Source organism: Enterococcus sp. AMC1251 (assembly GCF_058216535.1).
On sequence record NZ_CM177098.1, the window covers coordinates 1,490,595 to 1,512,906 of the forward strand.

At 35.5% G+C, this 22,312-nt stretch carries 18 protein-coding genes; 17 read left to right on the plus strand and 1 reads right to left on the minus strand.

What is annotated here, in order from left to right:
- Positions 1-781: 781 nt before the first annotated feature.
- Together AC4BBR_RS07040 and AC4BBR_RS07045 are read left to right on the plus strand one after the other, a co-directional pair.
- On the plus strand, positions 782-2,188 hold the full coding sequence (locus AC4BBR_RS07040; protein WP_490461829.1) for an NCS2 family permease: 1,407 nt from the start codon (positions 782-784) through the stop codon (positions 2,186-2,188).
- A gap of 135 nt (positions 2,189-2,323) precedes the next feature.
- Entirely contained in the window at positions 2,324-3,520 is a 1,197-nt protein-coding gene (locus AC4BBR_RS07045) for a multidrug efflux MFS transporter (RefSeq protein WP_490461830.1), read from the plus strand.
- 134 nt (positions 3,521-3,654) lie between these two features.
- On the opposite strand, the gene AC4BBR_RS07050 is transcribed toward AC4BBR_RS07045, so the two are convergent.
- Positions 3,655-3,846, minus strand: coding sequence for a YjzD family protein (locus tag AC4BBR_RS07050; RefSeq protein WP_010761142.1), 192 nt, complete (start codon positions 3,844-3,846; stop codon positions 3,655-3,657).
- A gap of 105 nt (positions 3,847-3,951) precedes the next feature.
- Between AC4BBR_RS07050 and dnaE the strand changes: the two genes are divergently transcribed.
- The 15 genes from dnaE (at position 3,952) to AC4BBR_RS07125 (ending at position 22,302) form a co-directional block, all read left to right on the plus strand.
- On the plus strand, positions 3,952-7,284 hold the full coding sequence (gene dnaE / locus AC4BBR_RS07055; protein WP_490461831.1) for a DNA polymerase III subunit alpha: 3,333 nt from the start codon (positions 3,952-3,954) through the stop codon (positions 7,282-7,284).
- Positions 7,285-7,456: 172 nt separating this feature from the next.
- Positions 7,457-8,419, plus strand: a complete 963-nt coding sequence (pfkA, locus tag AC4BBR_RS07060) for a 6-phosphofructokinase (protein ID WP_490461832.1) — start codon at positions 7,457-7,459, stop codon at positions 8,417-8,419.
- A gap of 84 nt (positions 8,420-8,503) precedes the next feature.
- Positions 8,504-10,261: a pyruvate kinase gene (gene pyk / locus AC4BBR_RS07065; protein WP_490461833.1), complete on the plus strand. Its 1,758-nt coding sequence runs from the start codon at positions 8,504-8,506 to the stop codon at positions 10,259-10,261.
- Between the two features lie 187 nt (positions 10,262-10,448).
- Positions 10,449-11,468 (plus strand): alcohol dehydrogenase AdhP, encoded by a 1,020-nt coding sequence (gene adhP, locus AC4BBR_RS07070; RefSeq protein WP_490461834.1) that lies wholly within the window; start codon positions 10,449-10,451, stop codon positions 11,466-11,468.
- Between the two features lie 416 nt (positions 11,469-11,884).
- A complete protein-coding gene (locus AC4BBR_RS07075; protein ID WP_490461835.1) occupies positions 11,885-12,040 on the plus strand; it encodes a hypothetical protein in 156 nt (51 codons plus the stop codon).
- Positions 12,041-12,309: 269 nt separating this feature from the next.
- Complete coding sequence (locus tag AC4BBR_RS07080; protein ID WP_490461836.1) at positions 12,310-12,612, plus strand: Fpa/YlaN family protein; 303 nt, start codon at positions 12,310-12,312, stop codon at positions 12,610-12,612.
- A gap of 3 nt (positions 12,613-12,615) precedes the next feature.
- On the plus strand, positions 12,616-13,806 hold the full coding sequence (locus AC4BBR_RS07085; protein ID WP_490461837.1) for an FtsW/RodA/SpoVE family cell cycle protein: 1,191 nt from the start codon (positions 12,616-12,618) through the stop codon (positions 13,804-13,806).
- Positions 13,807-13,920: 114 nt separating this feature from the next.
- A complete protein-coding gene (locus AC4BBR_RS07090; RefSeq protein WP_490461838.1) occupies positions 13,921-17,349 on the plus strand; it encodes a pyruvate carboxylase in 3,429 nt (1,142 codons plus the stop codon).
- 20 nt (positions 17,350-17,369) lie between these two features.
- Positions 17,370-18,491, plus strand: coding sequence for a CAP-associated domain-containing protein (locus tag AC4BBR_RS07095; protein WP_490461839.1), 1,122 nt, complete (start codon positions 17,370-17,372; stop codon positions 18,489-18,491).
- A gap of 2 nt (positions 18,492-18,493) precedes the next feature.
- Positions 18,494-18,925, plus strand: coding sequence for a YlbF family regulator (locus AC4BBR_RS07100; protein ID WP_490461840.1), 432 nt, complete (start codon positions 18,494-18,496; stop codon positions 18,923-18,925).
- Positions 18,915-19,265 (plus strand): YlbG family protein, encoded by a 351-nt coding sequence (locus AC4BBR_RS07105; protein ID WP_490461841.1) that lies wholly within the window; start codon positions 18,915-18,917, stop codon positions 19,263-19,265. The genes AC4BBR_RS07100 and AC4BBR_RS07105 overlap by 11 nt, the downstream gene beginning before the upstream one ends.
- A 109-nt stretch (positions 19,266-19,374) precedes the next feature.
- Entirely contained in the window at positions 19,375-19,938 is a 564-nt protein-coding gene (gene rsmD / locus AC4BBR_RS07110) for a 16S rRNA (guanine(966)-N(2))-methyltransferase RsmD (RefSeq protein WP_490461842.1), read from the plus strand.
- Positions 19,931-20,434, plus strand: coding sequence for a pantetheine-phosphate adenylyltransferase (gene coaD, locus AC4BBR_RS07115; protein ID WP_490461843.1), 504 nt, complete (start codon positions 19,931-19,933; stop codon positions 20,432-20,434). Before rsmD ends, coaD begins: the two co-directional genes overlap by 8 nt.
- The gene (locus tag AC4BBR_RS07120; RefSeq protein ID WP_490461844.1) at positions 20,424-21,485 is read left to right on the plus strand and encodes a SepM family pheromone-processing serine protease; all 1,062 of its coding nucleotides are present in this window, start codon (positions 20,424-20,426) and stop codon (positions 21,483-21,485) included. The genes coaD and AC4BBR_RS07120 overlap by 11 nt, the downstream gene beginning before the upstream one ends.
- 190 nt (positions 21,486-21,675) lie before the next feature.
- Entirely contained in the window at positions 21,676-22,302 is a 627-nt protein-coding gene (locus AC4BBR_RS07125; RefSeq protein WP_490461845.1) for a helix-hairpin-helix domain-containing protein, read from the plus strand.
- Positions 22,303-22,312 lie beyond the last annotated feature (10 nt).

A 22,312-nucleotide genomic window follows, 5' to 3' on the forward strand; every position in this document is an offset into this window, starting at 1 on the left:
TTAGTAACTGTATTTTTTTGCAATGAGATAAAAATTGTAAACGCAATAGCTTCAAATGAATTCTACTTCTTTTAATACTATAATATACTTGACGATATAAACTATAAAAGTGAATATTGCCCTTCGATTAAGGGAAGTTATTGTATGAAAAAAGATAAGTACTATATTATTTTGATCGTGTCTCTAGTTTTTTTTCTTGTTTCGAATTTTTTTTCTTTTTATTTTAAGCTTTCTACAGAAGTAGGAGAATATATCACAAAAGAAATTACGGAATTTTACTCTATTTATCTAAAATTCATTTCTCTAGACATTTTCAAAGAACTTCATAGTATTTACAAAGTACTAGAATTAAGTATTATTTTTAGCGATAACCCCCTATGTTTTTAAAACGAAACAGCAAGTGATCAAACAACAAAGAAAAGGAGAACTGAAAATAGAAGATTGAGAAGGTTTGTCTGTAATTTCGCAACAATTGATTGAATCCATTTATCAGTAGTTAAGCAATATCTATTCTATGACAGAAGAACATTTTGCAGTGTTCTCAAAAGTAAATAAATAATATATCAATTGATAAACACGAACATTAATAAGAATTAATCTATATAAAGTTAATATTTTGTTGAAATGAAGAATACTCTACCTTATACTTTAAAAGTATTCATCAGAAAAAAGAAATAAGCACTTATTATTTACAAATAAAGTTTTCTAATATAGTTACTTTAAAGAACGAGTGAAATTATTCTGATGAAATTTTGAGGTAAAAAGGGAGAGAGGCAATTTCATGGAAAAGTTTTTCAAATTAAAGGACAATAAAACAACAATATCAACTGAAATAGTAGCAGGGATCACGACATTTTTTGCAATGAGTTATATTTTATTCGTAAATCCGTCTATCCTATCTCAAACTGGTATGCCGTTTCAGGCAGTCTTTTTAGCAACAATTATTGCGTCGATTATAGGAACGCTAATTATGGGGCTTTTTGCGAACGTTCCTTATGCGCAAGCACCAGGTATGGGATTAAATGCTTTTTTCACGTTTACAGTTGTTTTCGGTTTGGGATATACTTGGCAGCAAGCATTAGCAATGGTATTTATTTGTGGAGTGATCAATGTCTTGATCACTGTAACTAAAATCCGTAAATTGATCATCAAAGCTATACCAGAAAGTATGCAGCATGCTATTGGCGGTGGTATTGGAATTTTTGTCGCCTATGTGGGAATTAAGAATGCAAAATTATTAGATTTTACAGTACAAGCAGAACCAGACAAAGGCGTTGTTAATGGGAACAGTATTGTTCCTGCATTGGGAAACTTCAATAATCCTGAAATTATATTGGCAGTTATTGGATTGGTTTTAACAACGATGTTGGTTGTTCTAAATGTTCGTGGCGCTATTTTGATTGGTATCGTAGTGACGACGATTATTGCTATTCCGCTGGGTGTCGTTGATTTATCCACTATTGATTGGCAAGAAAATTCTTTAGGGAACTCTATCGGTGAACTAGGAACCACATTTGGTGCGGCATTTGGTGCTGACGGTATGCAATCATTATTTAGTGACACATCTAAAATACCTCAAGTCTTGATGACCGTTATTGCATTTAGCTTGTCAGATACATTTGATACGATTGGCACGTTTATAGGAACTGGGCGTCGTACAGGGATATTCTCTAAAGAAGATGAACTTGCGCTGGAAGATAGTAAGGGCTTTTCTACAAAAATGGATAAAGCATTATTTGCAGATGCGATTGCAACATCGATCGGTGCTGTTTTTGGAACGTCTAACACTACAACTTATGTGGAAAGTGCTGCAGGGATTGGTGCTGGTGGACGTACGGGATTAACTTCCGTTGTTGTTGCCGTTTTATTCGCTCTAAGTAGCTTATTCTCCCCAATGATTGCGATCGTTCCAGCACAAGCAACTGCTCCCGCGTTAATTTTAGTAGGTGTAATGATGCTCGCTTCATTTAAAGATATTGAATGGACTAATCTAGAAGAAGCTATTCCAGCATTTTTTGCATCGATTTTTATGGGATTATGCTATAGCATTTCTTATGGTATTGCAGTAGGATTCATTTTTTATGCAGTAGTTAAAGTCGCAAAAGGGAAATTCAGCGAAATTTCACCAATTCTTTGGATAGTGAATGCTTTGTTTGTCTTAAACTTCATTATTTTGGCAATTTTATAGAGTTCATTGCGTGATAAAGCTTAGCTATCATTTTAGATAGTTAGGCTTTTTTTGATAGATGTATAAAAATTTTTTGAGAGATTGGAAAATTTGGAGTATAGTTAATAGTGAAGAACTTGTGAGGTGTGCATTAAGATGAAAATTGATTGGAAAAAGAATTTAATGGTTGCTTGGTTGGGCTGTTTTTTTACTGGTGCGAGTATTAGCTTGGTAATGCCTTTTATACCTATATATGTCGAACAGCTAGGAACGCCTAAGAATCAAGTAGAGTTATTTTCTGGACTCGCCATATCAGTTACGGCATTTGCAGCAGCGATTGTTGCTCCTATTTGGGGAAATTTAGCAGATAGGAAAGGACGGAAGCTGATGATGATTAGGGCGGCGGCTGGAATGACACTTACGATGGGATCATTAGCATTTGTTCCGAATGTTTATTGGCTCTTGATTATGCGTTTTTTTAACGGTATTCTTTCCGGGTATATCCCTAATGCAACAGCAATGATCGCCTCCCAATCGCCAAAAGAAAAAAGTGGTTGGGCGTTAGGAACTCTTTCAACAGGAGCGATTGCAGGAAACTTGATTGGTCCGTCTATTGGTGGTGCATTAGCTCAATGGTTTGGGATGGAAAATGTTTTTATTATCACAGGAGTAGTGTTATTGATTACGACATTACTAACAATTTTTATGGTCAAAGAAGATTTCCAACCCGTCGAGAAAAAAGATTTATTAAGTACAAAAGCAATTTTTTCAAAAATGGATCATGTGTCTATTTTAATTGGATTATTCATTACAACATTAATTTTACAAATAGGTGTTACAAGTATTAGCCCAATATTAACATTGTATATTCGTTCATTGAGTCATGATACTGGCAATATTTTGTTTGTTAGTGGTTTAATTGTTTCTGTTGCAGGTGTATCAGCAGTGATTTCTTCACCGGTCTTAGGGAAACTTGGTGATAAAATTGGTAATCATAAGGTTCTATTAGCTGGGTTGATTTTATCGATGATTTGTTATATTCCTATGGCATTTGTTAAAACGCCTTTCCAATTAGGCTTACTACGCTTTTTCTTAGGCTTTTCAACAGGAGCTTTAATGCCTTCCATTAACACGTTAATCAGTAAAATCACGCCATCTGAAGGTGTGAGTCGAATTTATAGTTATAATCAAATGTTTAGTAATTTTGGTCAAGTCCTAGGTCCAATGATCGGATCAACCGTGGCTCATGGTATGGGCTATAGTGCAGTGTTTATCGTAACAGCTTGTTTTGTGTTAGGAAATATTTGCCTTTCTTTGTTTAATTTCCGAAAAATTTTGAATAAAAGACTATAAACAGTTGAAAACATAAAAAAACCAGTTACAATGTTTGTAGTAACTGGTTTTTCTATAATCATCACTTTCAAGTAAATAGTAGGCAAGTCAAAAGCTAGTTCTAAAAAAATCAGCTTAAGACGACAACCCTATAGTTATTGAGCACTTTTAGTGGTTTCTTTTTTTGGTAATGCGAATTGACCAATCAATAAGATAATCACGCCGGTAGTCAATGACATAATCGTTGTCAGCATAAAATCATAGGTTCCACCATTTAAGGCACCGCCGATATAGCCGACCACTTGTCCTAGTAAAAAGGACCACAACAATACAAGAATGTAACGCATGGATTGCACCTCTTTTCTAGCTATAGTTTAGCACAATTTTTGTAAATGTAAAGAAAATGAAAGCTACATTTTTGATTTAAAATCATCGTATAAAGGAGATGTCCTATGCCCTTTCCACAATTATATACAATTACTTCCTATTCCTTACTTTCTAGTACGATCCGCATTCAAGAACTAGTTCAACAAGCGAAAAAATTAGGCTATACAACTTTGGGAATTACTGATATTAATGTACTCCATGGGGCAATCGAATTTTTTGAAGCTTGTAAAAAAGAAGCGATTAAACCAATTATTGGATTAGCATTAGAATATACACCACAAAAATCTGAACAGTCTGCTCAATTATTGCTGTACGCAAAGGATTTAGAAGGATATCAAAACTTAATGCGGATCTCTACTGCTAAGATGAATAGTGGGAAAGTCTTTTATTTAGAAGAAATAAAAGACTTTCTAAACCATTTATATGCTGTGATGCCCTCTGATAAAGGAGAAGTTGCTTTTGCTTTAAAAAGAAGTGAAGCAGAAGCGGCAGAAAGTTTAGCTCAGTTAGTGCAATTTTTTGATTCGTCTTGCTTTTTTGCAGGGGCTTCATTTATGTGCAATCCAGAAACTGATCCAGCACTTTTCCAATTTTATGAAAACAAAAATCAAGACCTAGTAGCATTGCAGGAAACTCGTTATTTAAATCGAGAAGATGGTTTTGCACTAAAAGTATTAACCCATATTGATGAAGGGCAGCAGATGACGTTGAATTCTGAGGAAACTGAAATCGAAGGGCCCTTTTATTTAAGAAGTCAGATAGACGCAGCTGAGCAGTTACGTGCCAAAGTGAACGAGCAAGCTATTTGCAATGCTAAAAAAATTGCTGAGTCTTGTTTTCTGGAAATTCCTTTACGTCAACGTTTGTTGCCTCATTACCCAATTCCAGAAGGTAGACAAGCTGGAGAATATTTAAGAGAGCTATGCTTAAAAAAATTACCTGAACGAATACCTAATGTTTCAACTGAATATGAAGAGCGTTTAGCGAAAGAATTGGAAATTATCCATACGATGGGATTTGATGATTATTTTCTAATTGTTTGGGATGTGATGGCTTTTGCTCATAATAAAAAGATTGTGACGGGTGCTGGTCGTGGCTCGGCTGCTGGATCGTTGGTTTCCTATGTTCTATCAATCACTGATGTTGATCCAATCAAATATGATTTACTATTTGAACGTTTCTTAAATCCAGAAAGAAATTCTATGCCAGATATAGATTTAGACATTCCAGATAATCGCCGTGAAGAAGTATTGCAATATGTTCGTGAAAAATATGGACATTATCACATGGCGCAAATTGCGACTTTTGGTACAATGGCAGCAAAAATGGTCTTAAGAGATGTTGCAAGAGTCTTTGGATTATCACAAAGTGAGTCAAATCGCTGGTCAAATGCTGTGCCTAGTACGTTAAAAATGACTCTAAAAATAGCTTATGCTGAGTCAAAAAAATTAGTAGAACTGGTGAACTCTTCAGAAAATAATCGGTTGCTATATGATACGGCAGTGCGCTTAGAAGGTTTGCCAAGACATGTTTCGACCCACGCTGCAGGTGTGGTAATCAGTGATTTAGATTTATTGGATATTGTACCCCTACAACCTGGTTCCAATGACATTTTTCTCACTCAGTTTACGATGAATGATGTTGAAAAAATTGGTCTTTTGAAGATGGATTTCTTAGGGTTACGAAATCTATCGATCATTGATGATACACTTAAATCAATCAAACGTATTTATAAAAAAGAAGTTATTTTAAATCAAATTCCTTTAGATGATGAAAAAACCTTAGCTTTATTTAGACGAGGAGAAACGAGCGGCGTTTTTCAGTTTGAATCAGCAGGTATCCGGAATGTATTAAGAAAACTAGGTCCCACTAGTATTGAAGATATTGCAGCTGTTAATGCTCTATATCGCCCAGGTCCGATGCAAAATATCGATTTATTCATTCGGAGAAAAAAAGGTCAAGAGGCAATCGATTATCCAGATGTTGTTTTAGAACCAATTTTAAAAAATACGTATGGTATCATTGTGTATCAGGAACAAATTATCCAAGTTGCGTCCATAATGGCAGGATTTACTTTAGGACAAGCAGATATATTACGACGAGCAGTTAGTAAAAAGAAAAAGGATGTACTTGATGAAGAACGGAAACATTTTGTTAAAGGTGCAATAAAACAAGGACATAGTGAAGAAGTAGCGACGACTGTTTACGATTATATCGAGCGTTTTGCTAATTACGGATTTAACCGATCACATGCATTTGCTTATTCTTTTATAGGGTTTCAAATGGCTTATTTAAAAGTGCATTTTCCAGGCGCATTTTACGCTGCGATTCTTCATTCGGTGAGACATAATCCCACTAAGATCAAAGAATACATCGGAGAAGCTCGTAAAAACAAAATGGTGATCAAGCAGCCATCCATCAATTCTAGTCAATATAGTTTTTACTTGAATAATGATGGTCAAATCATGTTTGGCTTTAGTTCCTTGAAAGGGATACGTAGAGATTTTATTCAAAATATATTAGATGAACGTAAAGAGCGAGGACCTTTTAAAACCTTTGATCAATTTTTATTACGTATTGATCGCAAGTGGCTGAAAGCTGAAAATATTCAACCTTTAATTGCCATTGGAGCTTTTGATGAGTTACAGAAAAACCGTCGTCAGTTAGCAGTTAGTTTAGACAGTGAAATTCAAAATATCATCTACAGTGGTGGTAGCATGAATCTTTTAGAAGAAACGCTGAAGCTTAAAGAAGTAGAAGTAACTGATTACACTTTAGAAGAAAAGTTGGAACAGGAAGAACAGCATTTAGGCGTATATTTATCTGGTCACCCTACAGAAGAGTTCAAAAAAACGCGCTTAGCTAAACAGGTGATAGCTGTCAGCGATGTACTCGAAAATCAAACAGCTCGTTTATTGATTTATGTTAAAGACATTCGCGTGATCCGAACAAAAAAAGGCGAACAAATGGCTTTTGTGGAAGGCGATGACCTAACTGGTTCATTATCTTTAACACTTTTTCCAGCAGTTTTCAGAACACTTCGTCAAAATGCCGAAAAAAATCAAGTATATTTTGTCGAAGGAAAAGTAGAGAAAAGTAATTATAATCAAGAACTCCAATTATTAGTAAACAAGATTGAAAAAGCCAGTGATATTGAGAATAGTATTAGTGCAACAACTTGCTATTTAAAAATTGTTGGAACAAAAAATCAAAATGAGGTTCTGCAAAATATTCATGAAGTCATCCAAAAATACAGAGGCAATACGCCAGTAATCATTTACTTTGAAAAAAATGGAAAAAAATTGGTCTTGGGAGAAGAAAATTGGTTAGCTGAGACAGTTGAAGCTAAAGAACAACTAGAGATGATTTTAGGTAGTCAAAATGTTGTTTTCAACTGATTTACGGTAAAAGATACTAATTGTTTTCATCTTTTTTCAATTATTTCTTCTTAAATCAAGACTTTTTGCACTATTAATGGTAAAATGAGTGACGTAATATTTTTGAGTAATGAATAACTGTAACAAAAATTGTTACAGTTTAAAAGTATATTATTATGAGGTGAAAGAACGAATGAAACGTATCGGTATTTTAACCAGCGGGGGAGACGCCCCAGGAATGAACGCTGCAATTCGTGCAGTGGTACGTAAAGGGATTTTTGACGGAATCGAAGTTTATGGGATTAACTATGGTTTTGCTGGTTTAGTGGCAGGCGATATTCGCCGTTTAGACATTGCTGATGTTGGTGATAAAATTCAACGTGGAGGAACATTTTTATATTCTGCCCGTTATCCAGAATTTGCAACAGAAGAAGGACAATTAAAAGGCATTGAACAATTGAAAAAATTCGGTATTGAAGGATTAGTTGTCATCGGTGGTGACGGTTCTTATCATGGGGCAATGGCACTTACAAAACGTGGATTTCCTGCTGTAGGTATTCCTGGGACAATCGATAATGATATTCCTGGCACTGATTTTACGATTGGCTTTGATACAGCAATTAATACAGTGTTAGAATCAATTGATCGCATTCGTGATACAGCAACGTCGCATGTGCGTACATTCGTTATTGAAGTAATGGGACGCGGTGCAGGTGATATTGCTCTTTGGTCAGGAGTTGCTGGTGGTGCTGATGAAATCATCATTCCAGAACATGACTTTGATATGGTTCATGTGGCTAAACGTATTAGAGAAGGCCGTGATCGTGGTAAGAAACATTGCTTGATTATTTTAGCAGAAGGCGTTATGGGCGGGAATGAATTTGCTGATAAACTTTCTGAACATGGAGATTTCCATACACGTGTTTCTATTTTAGGACACGTTGTCCGCGGTGGTTCACCAAGTGCCCGTGACCGTGTGTTAGCAAGTAAATTTGGTTCATATGCTGTCGAATTACTGAAAGCAGGAATTGGCGGGCAGTGCATCGGTATGCTTGATAATCAAGTGGTTTCAGCAGATATTGTTGATACTTTGGAAAACCACAAACATAAACCGGACTTATCACTTTATGATTTAAATCAAGAGATTTCTTTTTAGAAATTAGTTATGCGAAGTATCCCTTGAGGAAAATAGATAATCTTCATAAAAGTATAAACAAAAATGGAATAGGAGCGTTTGGTAATGAAAAAAACGAAAATCGTATGTACGATCGGACCAGCTAGCGAAACAGTTGATATGCTTGTAAACTTAATGAATGCAGGAATGAATGTTTGCCGTTTGAACTTCTCACATGGTGACTTTGAAGAACATGGCAACCGCATCAAAAATATTCGTGAGGCTGCAAAAATTACAGGAAAACGTGTAGCGATCTTACTTGATACAAAAGGTCCTGAAATCCGTACGAACGAAATGGAAAATGGCGCAATCACTTTAAGAACTGGTGATTCAGTACGTCTTTCTATGACAGAAGTTTTAGGAACGAACGAAAAATTTTCAATCACTTATCCAGAATTAATCAACGATGTAAACGTTGGTTCTCATATTCTTTTAGATGATGGATTAATCGACCTTGAAGTAACTGATATCGATCGAAATGCAAATGAAATCGTTACACTGGTTAAAAACGAAGGTGTTCTTAAAAATAAAAAAGGTGTTAATGTACCTGGTGTTTCTGTAAATCTTCCGGGTATCACTGATAAAGATGCTGCTGATATCCGTTTTGGTATCGAACAAGGCGTTGACTTTATCGCTGCAAGTTTCGTTCGTCGTGCAACTGACGTTTTAGAAATCACTAAAATTTTAGAAGAACAAGATGCAACGCACATCCAAATCATTCCTAAAATCGAAAATCAAGAAGGGATTGACAACATTGACGAAATCCTAAAAGTTTCTGATGGTTTGATGGTTGCTCGTGGTGACATGGGAGTTGAAATCCCGACTGAAGATGTTCCTGTTGTTCAAAAAGAGTTGATCAAAAAATGTAATGCTTTAGGTAAACCAGTTATCACTGCAACTCAAATGCTTGATTCTATGCAACGTAACCCACGTCCAACACGTGCTGAAGCAAATGACGTAGCCAATGCAATCTATGATGGAACAGATGCAGTAATGCTTTCTGGTGAAACGGCGGCTGGCGATTATCCGTTAGAAGCTGTTCAAACAATGGCTCGTATCGCGGTTCGTACTGAAGAAGCGTTGATCAACCAAGATTCATTTGCATTAAAACTATACAGCAAAACTGATATGGCAGAAGCAATTGGTCAATCAGTTGGACATACTGCACGTAACCTAGGAATTCAAACAATTGTTGCGGCAACTGAATCAGGTCACACAGCTCGTATGATTTCTAAATATCGTCCAAAATCTCATATTGTAGCGATCACTTTTACTGAACAAAAAGCGCGTAGCTTATCATTATCATGGGGGGTCTATGCAACTGTTGCTGCCAAACCGTCAAGCACAGATGAGATGTTCAATTTAGCAACTCACACTTCTCAAGAAGAAGGATTTGCAAGCGAAGGTGATTTGATCATTATCACTGCTGGTGTACCAGTAGGTGAAAGAGGTACAACGAATTTGATGAAGATTCAAATGATTGGATCAAAATTAGTTCAAGGTCAAGGAATCGGCGAGTCGTCAGTTATTGCGAAAGCAGTTGTAGCAAATACAGCTGAAGAAGCAGTAGCAAATGCAGTAGAAGGTTCTATTCTAGTTGTAAAAACAACGGACAAAGATTATATGCCAGCCATCGACAAAGCAATTGCTTTGGTTGTTGAAGAAGGTGGATTAACTTCTCATGCAGCAGTTGTTGCAATTGCGAAAGATATTCCAGTAATCGTTGGTGCAGCTGACGCAACGAACTTGATTGCAGATGATGAATTAATCACTGTTGATCCTCGTCGTGGTATTGTATACCGTGGCGCAACTACAGCTATCTAAAACTTTAATTATACAATGTAAAAGAGTATGAATGAATCATGCAAAGTGATTCTTTCTTGCTCTTTTTTAGATACTTTGAACAAACTTTCCTCTGATGAGAACTTTATTTCAAAAATGCTTTTAAAACGATTTCATACATGGTAAAATATAAACGTTACCATATAATATGAACTATAGGAGTGAGAGAATGAAAGCAGCTGTTGTAACGAAAGAAAATAATGGGAAAGTAGAAATCAAAGAAGTAGATATTAGAACACTTGAAGCAGGTGAAGCTTTAGTGGATGTTGAATATTGTGGTGTTTGTCATACTGATCTACATGTAGCTCATGGAGATTTTGGTGAAGTTCCAGGACGAGTGATCGGTCATGAAGGAATCGGGATTGTTAAAGAGATTGCTCCTGGTGTCGAAAGCTTAAAAGTTGGAGACCGTGTTAGTATCGCTTGGTTCTTTGAAGGATGCGGCACTTGTGAATATTGTATTACAGGTCGCGAAACATTTTGCCGTAAAGTAAAAAATGCGGGTTTCTCAGTAGATGGTGCGATGGCGGAGCAATGTATCGTTAAAGCTGACTATGCAGTTAAAGTGCCTGAGGGGTTAGATCCAGCACAGGCTAGCAGTATTTCGTGTGCAGGTGTTACGTGTTATAAAGCCATTAAAGTATCAGATGTAAAACCAGGACAATGGGTTGCGATTTACGGTATTGGCGGATTGGGTAATTTAGCGATTCAATATGCTAAAAATGTGTTTAATGCTAAAGTAATCGCAGTTGATATCAACGATGACAAGTTAAAATTTGCTAAAGAACTAGGCGCTGATTTAGTGTGTAATCCATTAACAGCTGGTGACGCAGGTGCTTGGATCCAAGAGAAAGTCGGCGGAGCTCATGCGGCAGTCGTTACGGCTGTTTCAAAAGTTGCCTTTAACCAAGCGGTGGATTCTGTAAGAGCTGCTGGGAAAGTTGTTGCAGTTGGATTACCTCCAGAAACGATGGACTTAGCAATCGTTAAAACAGTATTAGATGGGATTCAAATCGTAGGTTCTTTAGTAGGAACGCGTAAAGATTTGGAAGAAGCATTCCAATTTGGAGCAGAAGGAAAAGTAGTGCCTGTTGTGGAAACACGTTGTCTACATGAAGTAAATGATATTTTTGAAGAGATGGAACAAGGAAAAATTAAAGGTAGAATGGTTGTTGATTTAAAAAAATAGCAAGAGACCCCTTTGAACGTTGTGACATTTAAACGTTTAAAGGGCTTTTTTTATATTTTAACAGTTGTTAGGTTATTTGATAGCTTCTGAAAAAAGGTTCTGTTATTATTGATATTAAACTATTCATTATAATTGATAGAAAAAAATATTGCATATCGAGTGCTGAAGGTGCTAGATGTATTTCTTGATTTTTGTAATAAGTATCGTTAAGTGATTTTTTTATTGAATCTTTAGTATTCTACAAGCATTATGATAATGAATAAGCAAGTCTATTTGAAAGTGTTTCAGATAAAGAATTATTGTTTGAATACTTGTTAGCTAAAAAAACGAATGAAGAAAGTGCAAAAGATTTTTCTGGAAGTGTAAGTGTTGCAGCTTAACGCTTGAAAATAAAGGTAAGCATAGGAGGAATGGTCATGAAAGAGAGTGCAAAAGCAGGCATTTCATTTGGATGCGCATTAGCATTAGTTATTTCATACGTGAATTGGCACAGTGTTTTTTGGGCAGTATTTCACGGAGCTTTGAGTTGGTTTTACGTTATTTATTATGTAATTGTTTATGGTTTTAACTAAAAAATATTCGTGTATCAAAAGGGGGGCTGGACATAATTCTTCGAGTTCTCTCAAATCCTTGAAATCTGAATAAGCTGTGATGAGAAAGAAAATTAATCATACAGATGAACTTAGAAAAAAACAATGTGAGTAGAAATATTAAATAGAGGATATTTCTTTTTTTGTAAAAATGAAAAAGAATTTAAAGCAAGAGAATTTCAGTAAATGTCTGTTAATTGTTGCGTAAATTATGCTATAATTACATAATTAAGATGGGAGGTTTAGTGCAAATGGAATCCATATCAAAAGTTTTTGCTATTCAGCTGTTAAACGATGACGCTCAAAGAATCATGATGCTGATCCGCAATCAAAAAAATAGCTTATGTATTTCCCAGTGTAAGGCTTTTGAAGAAGTCGTAGACACACAAATGTATGGTTTTTCTCGCCAAGTAACTTATGCCATTCGATTAGGTATTTTAAGTTCAGAACAAGGACATCAATTGTTAAGCGATTTAGAGAAAGAGCTTAACCAATTATATAGTGACGTTTATGAGGAAACACAAGAAAAAAAAGAGATTGGCAAGGAGGGTTAAACTTTGCCAGATAAGATAAAAAAGAGGCATCTGTTAGATTATAGCATTTTAATCCCGTACTTAGTCCTTAGTGCAGTTGGATTGATTATGGTTTATAGTTCAACATCCTCTTTGCTAGTTTCCCAAGGGAAACCCCCAACAAGTATGGTCGTCAGTCAATTACAGTTTTGGCTACTAAGCTTGATAGCGATGTTTTTCATTTATAAGATGAAAACGACGGTTTTTCAAATTAAAGGTTTTATCATGTTTGCAATCGTAGTTATTTCTGTGTTACTTCTAGCAGTTCGATTTACAATGTTAGGATCAGAGATCAATGGAGCCAAAGGTTGGATTGAAATCGGTACGTTTTCAATGCAGCCAGCCGAGTATTTAAAAATAATGGTGATCTGGTATCTAGCTTATATTTTGGGACGAAGACAGAAGTACATTGATAAAGAATTTAAAAAGGCTGTATTCAGACCAATGCTATTGGTTGGTTTTTTGATTTTTCTTGTTGCCATTCAACCAGATTTAGGGAATGCAGCTATTTTAACTTTACTTGTGATTATCATGGTACTTGCCAGTGGTATAAATTACATGTATACCTATCTTGTTGGTGGTGCTGGAATTTTAGGTAGTATTGCTATTATCCAAACATTACTTTTAACTGAAGGTAGTTTTATTCCAGCTAGATATCAATATGTATATCAACGTTTCGCCATTTTTCTTAACCCATTTAAGGATGAACGAAATGCTGGACATCAATTAGCAAATTCTTATTATGCTATAAATAATGGTAGCTGGTTTGGAAAAGGGTTAGGAAATAGTATTCAAAAAAAAGGCTTTTTACCTGAGGCACATTCTGACTTCATCTTTGCTATTACGATTGAAGAATTAGGCTTGCTTGTATCATTAATTATATTAGCGCTCTTAATGTTTATGATTGCTCGAATTATTTTAGTGGGTGTTCGCTCTAAAAAACCATTTAACTCATTGATGTGTATTGGTATTGGCTCAATGTTGTTATTACAAGTTTTCATCAATTTGGGTGGAATCACTGGAGTAATTCCTTTAACAGGGGTGACATTTCCTTTTTTAAGTCAAGGTGGAAACAGTGTACTGATTATTTCTATTGCCGTAGCTTTTGTATTAAACATTAGTGCGGATGAGAAAAAACAAAAAATGGATCAAGAATACCAATTGCTTAGTAAATGAAGGTAAATAAATGCTGAGGCAAAAGTAGCAACTTCTAAGAGTTGTTGCGGTCTAAACTAAGAGAAGAGTTAAACGTTTATGTTTTGATTTTATTAAATGGGTAGGAGTGAAAAAATGAAAAAAGTTTTAGTAGCAAATCGTGGAGAAATTGCAATTCGAATTTTTAGAGCTTGTACAGAGATGCACATCGGGACAGTGGCAATCTATGCAGCAGAAGATGAATATTCGGTTCATCGCTTTAAGGCGGATGAAGCATATTTAGTTGGGGAAGGTAAAAAACCGATTGAATCCTACCTTGATATAGAAGATATTATCCGAATCGCTAAAAAATCGGGGGCTGATGCTATTCATCCTGGCTATGGGTTCCTTTCTGAGAACTTAGAGTTTGCTCGTCGCTGTAAAGAAGAAGGTCTTATTTTTGTTGGACCTTCATTACACCATTTAGATATTTTTGGAGATAAAATCAAAGCAAAAGAAGCAGCTGTTGCTGCAGGGATTTCATCAATTCCAGGTTCTGATGGGCCTATTAATACAGTAGAAGACGTTTTGGATTTTGGTCATACACATGGTTTTCCTATTATGATTAAAGCTGCACTTGGTGGTGGCGGTCGTGGTATGCGAGTAGCTCATGATGAAAAAGAAGCTAGAGAAGGCTATGATCGGGCAAAAAGTGAAGCAAAGGCAGCATTTGGCTCGGATGAAGTCTATGTTGAAAAATATATTTCCAATCCGAAACACATAGAAGTTCAAATTTTAGGTGATACTCATGGTAATGTAATTCATCTATTTGAACGTGACTGTTCGGTTCAGCGTCGTCATCAAAAAGTCGTGGAAGTAGCTCCTTGTGTTTCAATGAGTGAAGTGAAACGAAAAGAAATCTGTGATGCTGCAGTTCAATTAATGAAACATGTTCAGTATATCAATGCTGGAACAGTTGAATTTTTAGTTGAAGGGGATCAATTTTATTTTATAGAAGTGAATCCTCGTGTTCAAGTAGAGCATACAATTACTGAAATGATTACTGATATTGATATTGTAGTATCTCAATTACAAATTGCTCAAGGGCTTGATCTGCATGAAGATATGAAGATTCCACAGCAAGAAAACATTACGTTAAATGGTGCTGCGATCCAATGCCGAATCACAACAGAAGATCCGTTGAATCACTTTATGCCGGATACGGGGAAGATTGATACGTATCGTTCACCAGGAGGTTTTGGCGTTCGTCTAGATGTTGGGAATGCTTATTCTGGTGCAGTCGTTACCCCTTATTTTGATTCATTGCTAGTAAAAGTTTGTACTCATGGATTTACGTTTGAAAAAGCAATTCAAAAGATGGAACGTTGCTTAAGAGAATTTAGAATTCGTGGTGTTAAAACAAATATTCCGTTTTTACACAAAGTGATTGATCATTCTGAGTTTCAGTCAGGAGAAGCTAAAACAACATTTATCGATAATACTCCGCAATTATTTGAGTTTCCAAAGTTAAGAGATCGCGGTAATAAAACGATGAAATATATTGGTGAAGTAACGGTCAATGGCTTTCCGGGTATCGAAAAATCAACAAAGAAATATTTTGATGCCCCGCGTATTCCAACTGATCTAGAATTACGTAGTGATTACGTGAGCGCAAAAAATATTTTAGATAAAGATGGTGCCAAAGGCGTAATTGATTGGGTCAAAAAACAAGAAAATGTGTTACTGACTGATACGACTTTCCGTGATGCACACCAAAGTTTATTAGCAACTCGTGTACGAACACAAGATTTTAAAGAAATCGCGCGTTTAACTGGTGAAGGATTGCCAGAGCTATTTTCTAGTGAAATGTGGGGCGGTGCAACATTTGATGTTGCGTATCGCTTCTTAAATGAAGATCCATGGCAACGACTACGTAAAATCCGTAAGTTAATGCCGAATACATTGTTGCAAATGCTGTTTAGAGGATCAAATGCTGTTGGCTATCAAAATTATCCTGATAATGTTATTGAAGAATTTATTAAAGAGTCAGCACGACAGGGAATTGATGTTTTCCGCATTTTTGATAGCTTAAATTGGTTGCCACAAATGGAAAAAAGTATTCAAAGCGTTAGAGATACTGGAAAAATTGCAGAAGCTGCTATTTGTTATACAGGTGACATCAATGATCCTACGAGAGCAAAGTATAATGTTGAGTATTACAAAAATATGGCAAAAGAACTTGAAAAAATGGGTGCCCACATTATTGCCATCAAAGATATGGCAGGATTGTTAAAACCACAAGCAGCGTATCGTTTAATCAGTGAATTGAAAGATACAACTGATTTGCCGATTCATTTGCATACCCATGATACGAGCGGTAATGGCATTATTACCTATTCAGCTGCGACGAAAGCTGGAGTAGATATTGTAGATGTCGCTACAAGTGCAATGAGTGGGGCAACAAGCCAACCAAGCATGAGCAGTTTATATTATGCATTGGTTAATGGTGATCGTACGCCTGATATCAATATCGATAATACGCAAAAAATCAACCATTACTGGGAAGATGTTCGTATGTATTATCAACCATTTGAAAATGGCTTGAACGCACCACAAACAGAAGTCTATATGCATGAAATGCCAGGTGGACAGTATTCTAATTTACAACAACAAGCAAAAGCAGTTGGTTTAGGTCATCAGTGGGATGATATCAAAAAAATGTATCATACCGTCAACTTGATGTTTGGCGATATCGTAAAAGTGACGCCATCTTCCAAAGTTGTAGGAGATATGGCACTGTTTATGGTTCAAAATAACCTAACAGAAGAAGATATTTATGCTAATGGAGAAGAATTGAGTTTCCCTGAATCAGTAGTTACGTTCTTCCAAGGGGATTTAGGTCAACCAGTAGGCGGATTTCCTAAAGATTTGCAAAGAATTATTTTGAAAGGACGTCCATTCTTTACTGAAAGACCTGGAAGTTTGGCAGCACCAGTAAAATTTGATAAAGTAAAAGCAAAATTAGCTGAAAAAATCGGCTATGAGCCAAAACTAGAAGAGGTTTTGAGTTATTTGATGTATCCTCAAGTATTCTTGGATTACCATACTTCTTATCAAAATTTTGGTGATGTTACATTATTAGATACGCCAACGTTCTTCCAAGGAATTCGCCAAGGTGAGTCTGTAGAAGTTCAAATCGAAAAAGGCAAGACATTGATCATTCGTTTAGATGAAATTGGTGATCCTGATATTGAAGGAAATAGAGTATTGTTCTTCAATTTGAACGGTCAACGTCGTGAAATAGTCATCAAAGATACGTCTATCAAATCGTCTGTTCAAGCAAAACGCAAAGCAGAACCAACCAATAAAGAGCAAATTGGAGCAACGATGTCAGGTTCTGTTCTCCAAGTTTTAGTTAAAAAAGGAGACAAAGTTAAAAAGGGAGATGCTTTGTTAGTAACAGAAGCAATGAAGATGGAAACAACGATTGAAGCTCGCTTTGATGGTATTGTTGAACATATTTATGTTTTTGAAGAAGAACCGATCAGTTCAGGAGATCTATTAATAGAAGTAAAAGAAAATTAAACGAAAAGTAGGGGGAAAAGATGAAACGATTTTTAACGTTCTTAGGCGTTTTCTTTATAGTCCTAATAGGCGGTTATTTACAGCCAGTCTTTTTCCCGGCTGAAAAAATGCAGCAAGAAGCAGAACATGGGAGTCAAAATGTCTCCCATACTGCTTTACCTTATGAAGAAATTCCAACTGCCGGTTATGCTACGTACATAGGTAAAAAAACAATAGATTTTATAGCTGAGTTTGGGGAACCTCTCGAAAAACAGAAGACAATTATGGGCTATGAGCTATGGATATATGGTGAAAAAGATTCAGATTATTTAGAAATAAATGTGCAGAATGAAAAAATTTCTGCAATCAAATCATTTAATGATTCAAAAGAAACAACACCATTTTCGATTGGTATGAAGTTGTCTGATGTTTCAGAACAGATGACTATTTATTCAAATTTTGCATTTACATACAAAGAAAATAATTATAATGTGGAACTAATGGAAGAAGATATGAATTATCGTCCTCTGATTGCTTTTGACAATAAGACATTTGCTATTTTATTTTTCAATCATGGTACTGGTAAGCTTTCAGCAGTTACTTATCTAGATAAAGAAACATTATTGACATTGATGCCATATCAATTGGTTGATGGAGAAGTTTTGCCCTTTTCTGTAACGGGACAGGCTTCTGGTTTTGATGCTGTTAAAAGTAACCAAGTTATCAGAACGATCAATTTGTTAAAGCTCAAGGAAAACTTACCTATTTATCGCGTGAATACTGAAAGTCAAAAGAATGCTCAAAAACTTTTTGAGACCTTAAACAAGAATCAAAAAAATGTTCTTACACCAGAACGAACAGAAAATTGGCAATATAGCAAAGAGCAACTAATCTCAAGCACCATTTTTACTTTGACAAACGATGAATATCAAAAATTATTGAAAATTGCTCAATTAGATAAGAAAAAAGCAACCGGTATGTATACAGAGCCAGTTTATGACCCAACATTCACCGTGCTTTCTTGGTTTTCTGATTCGTTGTATCATTCCCGTTTCGCGCATCAAGAAAATGAAAACATTGGCATTGCTTTCTCTAAAGCAAGTATGTTAGTCTTATTACAAGAGACAGAAAAAGAAATATCTCAAACAGAGGAAAGTGAATAAGTATGATAGTGACAGAAAACCTTTTTGAAATAGAAGATCAGACAGAAAAACTTGTTCAAGCTATCTTAGCAAGCGAAAGTATTGAATCTTATAAAATAAATCGTCAGACAATGTATCAATCAAATAATGTTCAAGAAAAACAAAAAACATTTTTAGATGCAAAAGATGCATTTGAACGAATTGAAGCTTATGGAAGTCATGTACCAGATTTTCGTATTAAACAACGTGCAGTTCGTCAGGCAAAACGAGCGTTGGATATGAGTGAAGAAGTGGCTGAATTCCGTTTCTCTGAGACGAGTGTGCAAACGATTTTAGATTTAGTGGGAATGACAGTAGCGAAAACAATTTCAGATGACATTAAAGTAGATGCAGGAAATCCATTTTTTGAAAAAGGAAAACACTCAGGTTGCGGAGGTAATTGTCATGCAAGTTAATGATGGAAAAGAGTTTACTATCCAGAAACGGCGCTGTTTAGTGGTTTTTGTATATAGTTTAAAACAATTGAAAACTTTGAAACGCTTTGGGCTAATTCACTATGTATCTCGCAAAATGAAGTATGTTGTTATTTATATGAATGAAGAAAATATTGAGAGCTCAGAAGCTAAAATCAATGGTCTACACTTTGTTCGTAAAGTAGAGCGTTCATATCGCCCCGATGTAGAAATGAATTTTGCTGAAAAGATTGGAACAAAGGCTGCATATCAGTATAAGAAAGAAGAAGGGTTTGAAGTGGAAGAATTAAATACTCAAATCCGTTTAGCTGAAAATGTATAAAAATTGAGATGAAAAATGTGAGCGAATTTCAAACATTTTTCATCTTTTTTCTGTATATTTGATATATTGTTAAAATACACTAGCTGATTATGCAAAGGAGCGTTAAAAGATGCGAGTTATTTCAGGAGAATATAGGGGACGACGTTTAAAAGCTTTAGACGGTGATAGTACGCGTCCTACAACTGATAAGGTAAAAGAATCGATTTTTAATATAATTGGTCCATATTTCGATGGAGGAACAGTATTAGATTTATATGCAGGCAGCGGTGGGCTTGCAATTGAAGCTGTGTCCAGAGGAATGGATGTAGGAATTTGTATTGAAAAAAACTTTTCTGCTATCAAAATCATTAAAGAAAATATCGAAGTAACAAAAGAAGCTTCAAAATTTATCATCAAAAAAATGGACGCAAACAAAGCATTAGAGTTTCTGAAAGAAGAAGGAACTCAGATTGATTTAGTGCTATTAGACCCTCCGTATGCTAAGCAAGAAATTGAAAAGCAAATCAAGCAAATGCTTGCTTACCAGTTGCTGAGTCAGAATGGAGTTATTGTTTGCGAGACAGATAAATCTGTAAAGCTGCCCGGAAATATTGGATCATTTATGAAATCTCGTGAGACAACATATGGTATCACGCAAATAACGATTTATAAGCAGGAGGTAAATGATGACTAAAATTGCTCTTTTTCCAGGAAGTTTTGATCCATTGACAAATGGTCATTTGAATCTGATCGAGCGTAGTACAAAGATGTTTGATAAGGTCATCGTAGGTGTCTTTGTAAACACAAATAAAAAAGCTCTTTTTACGTTGGAAGAAAAGCTCGTTTTGATCAAAGAAGTACTTGCTCATTTAGATAACGTGAAAGTGATTGCGCAGGAAACGAAACTCACTGTTGAAAGTGCTTCTGACTTAGGTGCTAACTTTTTAATCCGAGGTATAAGGAATGTAAAAGATTATGAATACGAGAAAGATATTGCTAGGATGAATCACCATTTAGCGCCAGAAATAGAAACTGTTTTTCTATTAGCTGATGAAACTTATGCGCATATTAGTTCAAGTTTGTTAAAGGAAGTACTGAAATTTGGCGGAGATGTTTCTACGTATTTGCCAAAGCCCATTCATCATGCATTAAATAAAAAGAATCGTGAGATGAAGCTAAATGAAGAATGAACATGAAGAAAAATTATCGATTAAGTCAATGCTACCTTTCGCAGTTGTCATCTTATTGATTATTATTATGATTTTTCCCATCCCTTACTATATTGAGGGACCTGGTACAACGGAAAATTTAAAAGATTTTGTGACAGTAAATAATAAAAAAGATACGGAACCAGGTGCTTTTTATTTAACAACAGTTGGCGTTCGTAAAGCAACAGTTGGTTCAGCTTTGAAAGCAAAATTCTCAGATTTTCAAGAATTAGTTAGTAAAGAAGAGTTGATGGGGACTAGCACAAATAGTGAATACGATCGAATTCAACAATATTACATGGATTCTTCAAAAAACGCCGCTATTGAGCAAGCATTAAAGCTTGCCGATGTTTCATATAAAATGACTTTTAAAGGCGTATACGTTTTAGCTCTAGAAAATAATTCTAGTTTTAAAGGGAAAATTTCAGTTGGAGATACTGTTACAGGAATTGATGGTAAAACATTTAAAAGCAGTGAAGAGTTTATAAACTATGTAAAAAAACAAAAAATTGGTCAAGAAGTTACTGTAAGTTATTTACAAGATGGCGAATCGAAGAAAGCTACAGGAAAATTGATTGAATTGCCAACTGATAAAAAGGCTGGTATTGGTATTGGTCTGACTGATCATACCGAGATAGATTCTTCGGTTCCTGTTGAAATCGATGCAGGAGATATTGGGGGGCCGTCAGCAGGTCTAATGTTCACGTTAGAGACATATGAGCAATTAACGCAAAAAGCAATTCGCAAAGGGCACAAAATTGCTGGGACAGGAACAATGAACGCTCAAGGAGTTGTTGGACGGATCGGCGGTATTGATAAAAAAATTGTCACTGCCAGCAAGAACGAAACAGAAATTTTCTTTGCACCAGATGACGAAATCACAAAAGAAATGAAAGAAGCTGAACCAGGAATCAAAACTAATTACGAAGAAGCGAAAGAAGCTGCTGAAAAAATCGGAACAAAAATGAAAATTGTTCCTGTAAAGAACGTACAGGATGCGTTAGATTATCTTGAAACGTTGAAAGAAAAGTGAAAGAACAGGACGATGAAGTTTTAGATACTTCATCGTCCTGTTCTTTATTTTAATGAAAAAAGCCACTGTACTTATTAAACTAGAATTTTTTAAGATTCTCTTATATACATCTATACAATAAAATTTTATGATTTCTATCATGAAAAAACAAAAATAATGCGTATCTTTATTTAGAAGGGGGGAAAATTTAATGGATTATCCTATGTTGTTAAAGAAATATAAACAATATATAATTGGTGGTGCGATTCTGCTCGGCATTATTATTGCTAGTATTATTGTTTTTTTTGTGACTAAATCTACTTCAGATGAATTTCCAGAGGATGAGGTTGTCTCGACTTTGGTAAGTTCATCTCAGTCGAGTGATACAGAATCGTTTTCTCAGCAAATATATGTGGATATAAAGGGCGCTGTGAAAAAACCAGGGATGTATGAAGGAACTGCGGATATGCGTGTCTGGGATGCTGTGATGCTTGCTGGGGGAATAAGTGATGAGGCAGATACAAAACAAGTCAATTTTTCAAAGAGAATTGCAGATCAGATGGTCATCTATGTACCAAAGATAGGCGAAGAGATCCAAATGTCTGAGAAAAACAATGGTTCACAAGAGAGTCAAAGTAAAGACACAAACAAAATCAATCTTAATCAAGCTAGTGAGACCGAATTACAAACTTTATCAGGTGTTGGCCAAAAGAAAGCACAAGAAATTATTCGTTATCGGGAAGAAAATGGCGGATTTAAAACGATCGAAGATTTAAAGAATATTTCAGGATTCGGCGAAAAAACGTTTGAGAAATTGAAAGATTCAATTACCATATAAAATATTTCTT

Excerpts from the sequence above, each read along its gene's own strand:
- AC4BBR_RS07040 (WP_490461829.1), top strand. The coding sequence starts at position 782 with ATGGAAAAGTTTTTCAAATTAAAGGACAATAAAACAACAATATCAACT.
- AC4BBR_RS07045 (WP_490461830.1), top strand. The coding sequence starts at position 2,324 with ATGAAAATTGATTGGAAAAAGAATTTAATGGTTGCTTGGTTGGGCTGT.
- AC4BBR_RS07050 (WP_010761142.1), bottom strand. The coding sequence starts at position 3,846 with ATGCGTTACATTCTTGTATTGTTGTGGTCCTTTTTACTAGGACAAGTG.
- dnaE (WP_490461831.1), top strand. The coding sequence starts at position 3,952 with ATGCCCTTTCCACAATTATATACAATTACTTCCTATTCCTTACTTTCT.
- pfkA (WP_490461832.1), top strand. The coding sequence starts at position 7,457 with ATGAAACGTATCGGTATTTTAACCAGCGGGGGAGACGCCCCAGGAATG.
- pyk (WP_490461833.1), top strand. The coding sequence starts at position 8,504 with ATGAAAAAAACGAAAATCGTATGTACGATCGGACCAGCTAGCGAAACA.
- adhP (WP_490461834.1), top strand. The coding sequence starts at position 10,449 with ATGAAAGCAGCTGTTGTAACGAAAGAAAATAATGGGAAAGTAGAAATC.
- AC4BBR_RS07075 (WP_490461835.1), top strand. The coding sequence starts at position 11,885 with ATGAAAGAGAGTGCAAAAGCAGGCATTTCATTTGGATGCGCATTAGCA.
- AC4BBR_RS07080 (WP_490461836.1), top strand. The coding sequence starts at position 12,310 with ATGGAATCCATATCAAAAGTTTTTGCTATTCAGCTGTTAAACGATGAC.
- AC4BBR_RS07090 (WP_490461838.1), top strand. The coding sequence starts at position 13,921 with ATGAAAAAAGTTTTAGTAGCAAATCGTGGAGAAATTGCAATTCGAATT.
- AC4BBR_RS07095 (WP_490461839.1), top strand. The coding sequence starts at position 17,370 with ATGAAACGATTTTTAACGTTCTTAGGCGTTTTCTTTATAGTCCTAATA.
- AC4BBR_RS07100 (WP_490461840.1), top strand. The coding sequence starts at position 18,494 with ATGATAGTGACAGAAAACCTTTTTGAAATAGAAGATCAGACAGAAAAA.
- AC4BBR_RS07105 (WP_490461841.1), top strand. The coding sequence starts at position 18,915 with ATGCAAGTTAATGATGGAAAAGAGTTTACTATCCAGAAACGGCGCTGT.
- rsmD (WP_490461842.1), top strand. The coding sequence starts at position 19,375 with ATGCGAGTTATTTCAGGAGAATATAGGGGACGACGTTTAAAAGCTTTA.
- coaD (WP_490461843.1), top strand. The coding sequence starts at position 19,931 with ATGACTAAAATTGCTCTTTTTCCAGGAAGTTTTGATCCATTGACAAAT.
- AC4BBR_RS07120 (WP_490461844.1), top strand. The coding sequence starts at position 20,424 with ATGAAGAATGAACATGAAGAAAAATTATCGATTAAGTCAATGCTACCT.
- AC4BBR_RS07125 (WP_490461845.1), top strand. The coding sequence starts at position 21,676 with ATGGATTATCCTATGTTGTTAAAGAAATATAAACAATATATAATTGGT.